The 5,485-nt window shown below is 62.4% G+C and carries 6 protein-coding genes; 1 reads left to right on the top strand and 5 read right to left on the bottom strand.

What is annotated here, in order from left to right:
* The 5 genes from EN939_RS19285 to cpaB all read right to left on the bottom strand — a co-directional run.
* Nucleotides 1-743 (bottom strand): ATPase, T2SS/T4P/T4SS family (locus EN939_RS19285; RefSeq protein ID WP_164751077.1); only part of this gene is annotated, 743 nt, incomplete at its 3' end.
* On the bottom strand, nucleotides 740-1,954 hold the full coding sequence (locus tag EN939_RS19280; protein ID WP_127269274.1) for an AAA family ATPase: 1,215 nt from the start codon (nucleotides 1,952-1,954) through the stop codon (nucleotides 740-742). The genes EN939_RS19285 and EN939_RS19280, both read right to left, overlap by 4 nt.
* Nucleotides 1,955-2,003: 49 nt before the next feature.
* Nucleotides 2,004-2,273, bottom strand: a complete 270-nt coding sequence (locus EN939_RS19275) for a hypothetical protein (protein WP_127269273.1) — start codon at nucleotides 2,271-2,273, stop codon at nucleotides 2,004-2,006.
* A gap of 4 nt (nucleotides 2,274-2,277) precedes the next feature.
* Nucleotides 2,278-3,696: a type II and III secretion system protein family protein gene (locus EN939_RS19270; protein ID WP_372958887.1), complete on the bottom strand. Its 1,419-nt coding sequence runs from the start codon at nucleotides 3,694-3,696 to the stop codon at nucleotides 2,278-2,280.
* 57 nt (nucleotides 3,697-3,753) lie between these two features.
* Nucleotides 3,754-4,680: a Flp pilus assembly protein CpaB gene (gene cpaB, locus EN939_RS19265; protein WP_236382800.1), complete on the bottom strand. Its 927-nt coding sequence runs from the start codon at nucleotides 4,678-4,680 to the stop codon at nucleotides 3,754-3,756.
* Between the two features lie 237 nt (nucleotides 4,681-4,917).
* Between cpaB and EN939_RS19260 the strand changes: the two genes are divergently transcribed.
* Nucleotides 4,918-5,485: ATP-binding protein (locus EN939_RS19260; protein ID WP_245473117.1), on the top strand; the 568-nt coding region annotated here is incomplete at its 3' end.

Below are 5,485 nucleotides of genomic sequence, written 5' to 3'. Positions count from 1 at the left end.
GTCGTCTTGCGGGCATGCACGGCCGCCGCCAGCACTTCGGCCATGTTCTGGGTGATGGCGCCGAATTCGACCAGTTTGTGCAGGCCGAGCTTGTTCTTGGAAAATTTGCGGATCGACACCAGCGGCCCATCGACCGCAACCGGGCGGATGGCCGCGTTGAAGCGCGAGCCGTCCAGCATGCGGGCATCGACCATCGGCTGCGATTCGTCGACACGGCGACCGACCGCGGCGACGATCTTGTTGACGATGCGCAGAAGATGCGCCTCATCCTTGAACGGAATGTGGACCGGCTGCAGCTTGCCCTTCTTTTCGACAAAGCAGTTCATGTGGCCGTTGATCAGGATATCGTTGATGTCGGGGTCCTTGAGCAGCGGCTCGAGCGGACCGAGGCCGACCATCTCGTCGACGATGTCGTCGACCAGCGCGTCAAGCTCGACGGTGTTGATCGCCATCCGCTCCTGCTTGGTCTTTTCCGACACGAAATCACGCACTTGCCGGCGCATCTCATCCTTCGGCAAACGCTCCAGCGCGACAAGATTGATCTCTTCGAGCAGCAGCCGGTGGATACGCACGCGCGCATCGAGCACCTTGTTGGCATTCTTTGCCGGCGCTGTGTCCGGCTTTGCCGGCAAAGCCTTTCGGCTGGTCGGAATGACGACGGCATGATGGGCGACCGGCGTCGTCTCAGGCACGCGCTGCGGAAGCGCATCGCGGTTCTGCAGGGCGGAGAAGCGGCTGGTCATCCGGCTTTCCTCTTCAGCAATTCACGGCCCATGCCAAACAGCGAGCGCGATTTCGCCCGTGTTGGGACCGCTTCCTCCGGCAGGATGATCTTTTTCAGATCGTTGACGACATTGGCGTTGGGATCGATCTCGTGCAGCGGCACGCCGCGATCGACCGCCTCGCGCACCAGCCGATAGTTGTTGGCGATACCGCCGACGAAATGCTCGCCGAGAATTTCCTGGACGTCCGCCTGCTTGATGCCGTTGTCGAACATCTTCTGTTCGAAACGGTTGACGATGACGTTCGGCTTCACTTCCTTGCCGGCAGTCTCGTAGACCGCCTGGATCAGCCGCTGGGTGTGGCGCAGGCACGGCACCGTCATTTCCGCGACGATGTAGAGCTTGTTGGAACCGAGCAGCACGGTTTCCGTCCATGGAAACCAGGTGCGTGGCATGTCGATGACGACATTGTCGAAATAGGCCGAAACGAGGTCCAGCATGCGCACCACGACATCGGTCTTGAACGAGCGCATCTCTGCTGGATGCGCCGGTGCCGCCAGCACGCACAGCCCGCTGGCATGCTTGGACAGCATCACGTCGAGCAGTTGCCGGTCGAGACGCTCGGGCTGGTTCTCGATCTCGGTGATGTCGAAACGCGGTTCGAGGTCGAGATATTCGGCACAGGCGCCCTGCTGGAAATTGAGATCGACGACGCAGGTCGAGGCGCCGCGCGTCACCGAGTGATGCAGCTGGAAAGCGGTCTGCAGCGCCAGCGTGGTGGTGCCGACGCCGCCCGCGGCAGGCATGAAGGTGTAGATCTGCGATTCGGTGTTTTCCTCGCGCCCGGGTCCCTGCAGCGCCCGCACGACGGAGCGCACCAGATCGGCCGTGGTGATCGGCTTGACCAGGAAATCCGCGACCTTGAGCTGCACCAGAATGCGCACCGCGGCGGCGTTGAACTCCTGCGTGACGACGACGACCGGAACCTTGTCCTCCAGCCGGCGCATAATGCGCTGCAGCGACTCGACCTCCTCCAGCCTTGCCGCATCCATGTCGACGATGATGGCGCCGAAGTCGGCTTCCTGGATCTCGCCGCGCAACTCGGTGACGTTCTTCTCCACTGTCGAGAGCTGTATGATCTCGGAGGCGGAAAATGCGGTGCGCGTGTCCTGCGCAAATGTCCTGTCGGTCGATACGAGCAGGATCTTCCTGGTCTTGATGCCGTTTGCCATTCTGTCAGCCTGTCAGGTCGATCGACCGTTGGATCATTTGCCCGTGGGATCAATTGGTCGTGCTGGACTGCGACGCCTTGGCACCGGCCGCCTGATCGGGTGTGACAGCCGCGGCACTGCCTCGTTGGGCCGGCACCAGGAGCCTGGTGTTCTGGACCCCGTATTTCCAGGGATCGACCATCTGCATGACGGTGTTGGCGGCCTGCGCATTTCCGGCGCCGGCCGTCGGCCCTTCGCTGCGCACATAGTCGTCGCTGGTGCAGCCGGCGGCAAAGCCGGTCAGCAGCAAGGCGACGCTCGATCCAAAGACCAGACGCATGACTTCAATCCTTCGGCAGGTCGAGGAAATGCCCAGCCGAAGCGGCCGCTGCAGGTTGAGTGACGCGGCCGTCTGCCAGCGCCACGGTGCGACCGGCATCGGAATCCTTCACTTCCTCGGTGTTGTTGAGAAAATAGTCGGCGTTGCTGGCCGGCTGCGTGCCATCGGTCGGCTCGACGAGCTTCTTCTCCGGATCGACCGGCTTGACCAGATAGGGCGTCACGATGATGACGAGGTCGGTCTCGCGCCGCTGATAGGATTTCGAGGAAAACAGCGCCCCAAGCACCGGCATCTTGCCGAGGCCGGGAATGCGCGACGTGGTGATGTCGTTTTGCGACTGCAGCAGTCCAGCGATCATGAAGCTCTGGCCGTTCTTCAGGTCTACCGACGTCCTGGCACGGCGCACGATGAAGCCGGGAACCGAGATGGTCCCGATATTGTAGGAGGCCGACGCGTCGATCGAGGAGACTTCCGGCGCGATGTCCAGACTGACCAGCCCATCCTTGAGGACGGTCGGCGTGAAATCCAGGCTGACGCCGTATTTCTTGTAGCTGACCGAGATCTTGCCGTCGTCCTCGGAGACCGGGATCGGGAATTCGCCGCCGGCGAGAAAGCTCGCTGTCTGGCCGGAACGGGCGATCAGGTTCGGCTCGGCCAGCCGCCGCGCCAGGCCGCGCTCTTCTAGCGCCTTGATGGCGATATCGATCGACACGCCGTTCGACAAAAGCCTGCCGATGATCTCGCCGGTGCCGGCGGCCGGCACTGTACCCGGATCGATCGAGACGTCGCGGCCACCGAGGCCGTAGGCAAAATTGGCGGCGTATTTGGCGCCCAGATCCTGACCCGCCTGGCGGTTGATCTCGACAAAACGGACATTGAGCTGGACCTGCTGCGACGATGAGATGTTGACCGAGTTGATGACCTCCTCGGTGCCGGAAAAGCGCGTCGCGATCTTGTTTGCCTTTTCGGCGGCGACCGCGTCATCCGCCTCGCCCGACAGCACGACCCGGCCGTTGGCCGATCCGACCTTGATCCTGGCATCCGGCACGCTGGCCCGAATGGTGCTGGCCAGCTGGTCTGTGTCGAGCGTCACCTCGATGTCGACGGTGCCGACAAGCTGCTTCTTCTCATCGAACAGCGCAATGCCGGTAGTGCCGAGATTGTTGCCGAGCACGTAGAAGGATTTGTCGGTCAGCGGATTGACGTTGGCGATCTCCGGGTCGCCGATGACGATCTGGTAGAAGGCGGCACTGGTCATGATCGTCTTCGGCTTGCCCTTGGCAACCTTGATCGACGCATTCTTGGTCGACGACACATAGACGATGTCGTTGTCAGCTCTCGCCGAGGCGCCGAAAGCCAGCATCGCGGCAGCAGCCAGCGAAGACGCGACAGCCACCGCACGCAAAATGCGCAACCGCCCCATGACCCGATATGTGAACAGCCCGAACATTGTCCCGTCCCTCACCCAGTCCCCACTGGCTTATTTCTGGTCCCGCGAAGGAACCTGGTATTCCTCGGCCTTCGTGCCGCGCGTTACGATGACCGTCTTGAACTTCGGTTTCTCCGGCTCCTTGGTGACGGCGTCGAACACCGAGCCGGCCGCGGCCTGCACATCCGAGGCGACCGATCCGCCGAAGGAGGAGATGGTGGTGACGCCGTTCTTGCCGTCACCGCCTTCGCTGGCGGATCGAAGCGACAGGGACAAGGTGCCGACGGTGCGGGCCAACGCCACTTTCTGCGCGCCGTCTGTCGTCACCTCGATAGTCACCGAATTGGAAATCTGCGGCGTCGTCTGGCGCTCGTCGGCGCCCTGCCCGACGCTCAGCACCTTGGCATCGGCGACGACGATCTCGGAGGTGATGGTCGAACCGGCGGCCCCTTGCGCATTCTTGGCCACTTCCTGAATTTCGCCGGCATCGCGCGTCAGCACCACGTCAACGCGGTCACCGGGCGTGACGAAGCCGCCGACGCCGGCTATCTCGTCGGTGCGGATGGTGACCGCCCGCATTCCGGGCGTCATCATGTTGGAAAGCGTCGCGCGGCCATTTGGCCCAGACAGCTTGGTCAGCAGCACCGGTTCGTTGACCTCGATAGGCGACAGCACCACGCGAGTGCCGTCGGCGAGCAAGGCATTGATGGTGGTGAAGGCGCCCTGCGGCACGGCCTCTTGCGACCACGGGATTTCGCTGAGCTGCGCGCGGTCGAGCGCCATGCCGTAGCGCAATGGGGCATTCGCCACCACGATGGTCTTGAACTCGACCTTCGGCACAACAAGTGCCGGGATCGACGACGTCTTCTCTTCGGAATCGGCCTCGGCCTGGCTTTTGACCCAGAAATCCGCGGCAAAGATCGAGATCGCCCCGAAAACGGCGGCGATGCCGATCATCGATATGGCCTTGCCCCTCACGCCTAAACCCCTGATATCAGCAGTTTCTTGTTTTGTTGGGCTCACGCTAGGCCGCATTGTTAAAGAATCAGGAATCTTGCGCGGCGGCATCGGACCTATTTCCGCCAGCTTGGTTATCGAATGGTTTTGGGTTAAGAGGGATCAGATCCCCGAACGGAACAGGAACCTCGGTCGCTTGGCGCTGAAAAGCGTGGCAGTATCGCGAGGTGATTCGCAGCACCGGACCCTATGGCAGGCATGGACGACAACAACGATCTCTTCGGCAATATGGACAAGCAGCCGCAGCCGGTTCGCACACCGGCGCGCCCGGCGGATCCGCTGGTGCAGGCCACCAAGCGTCCTGCCTCAATCAAGGATGGCAGCGAGGGCTATAGCGCTGCCGACATCGAGGTGCTGGAAGGGCTGGAGCCGGTGCGCCGCCGGCCAGGCATGTATATCGGCGGCACCGACGACAAGGCGATGCACCATCTGTTCGCCGAGGTCATCGACAATTCGATGGACGAGGCGGTAGCCGGCCATGCCACCTTCATCGATGTCGAGCTCTCGGCCGACGGCTATCTCGCCGTGACCGACAATGGCCGCGGCATCCCGATCGATCCGCACCCGAAGTTCAAGAAGCCGGCGCTCGAAGTGATCATGACGACGCTGCATTCGGGCGGCAAGTTCGACTCCAAGGTTTACGAGACATCAGGTGGCCTGCATGGCGTCGGCGTGTCCGTGGTCAACGCGCTGTCGGACCATCTCGAGGTCGAGGTCGCGCGGGGACGGCAACTGTATCGACAAAAATTCTCGCGCGGCGTTCCCG

The organism is Mesorhizobium sp. M7A.F.Ca.CA.002.05.1.1 (assembly GCF_003998335.1).
Lineage (GTDB): Bacteria > Pseudomonadota > Alphaproteobacteria > Rhizobiales > Rhizobiaceae > Mesorhizobium.
Note: the sequence above shows the minus strand (reverse complement) of the source record. Positions and strands in the feature narration are given on the sequence as shown.

What these genes read in the sequence shown, in the direction of transcription:
- EN939_RS19280 (WP_127269274.1), bottom strand. Translation starts at nt 1,954, where the DNA reads ATGGCAAACGGCATCAAGACCAGGAAGATCCTGCTCGTATCGACCGAC.
- EN939_RS19275 (WP_127269273.1), bottom strand. Translation starts at nt 2,273, where the DNA reads ATGCGTCTGGTCTTTGGATCGAGCGTCGCCTTGCTGCTGACCGGCTTT.
- EN939_RS19270 (WP_372958887.1), bottom strand. Translation starts at nt 3,696, where the DNA reads ATGGGGCGGTTGCGCATTTTGCGTGCGGTGGCTGTCGCGTCTTCGCTG.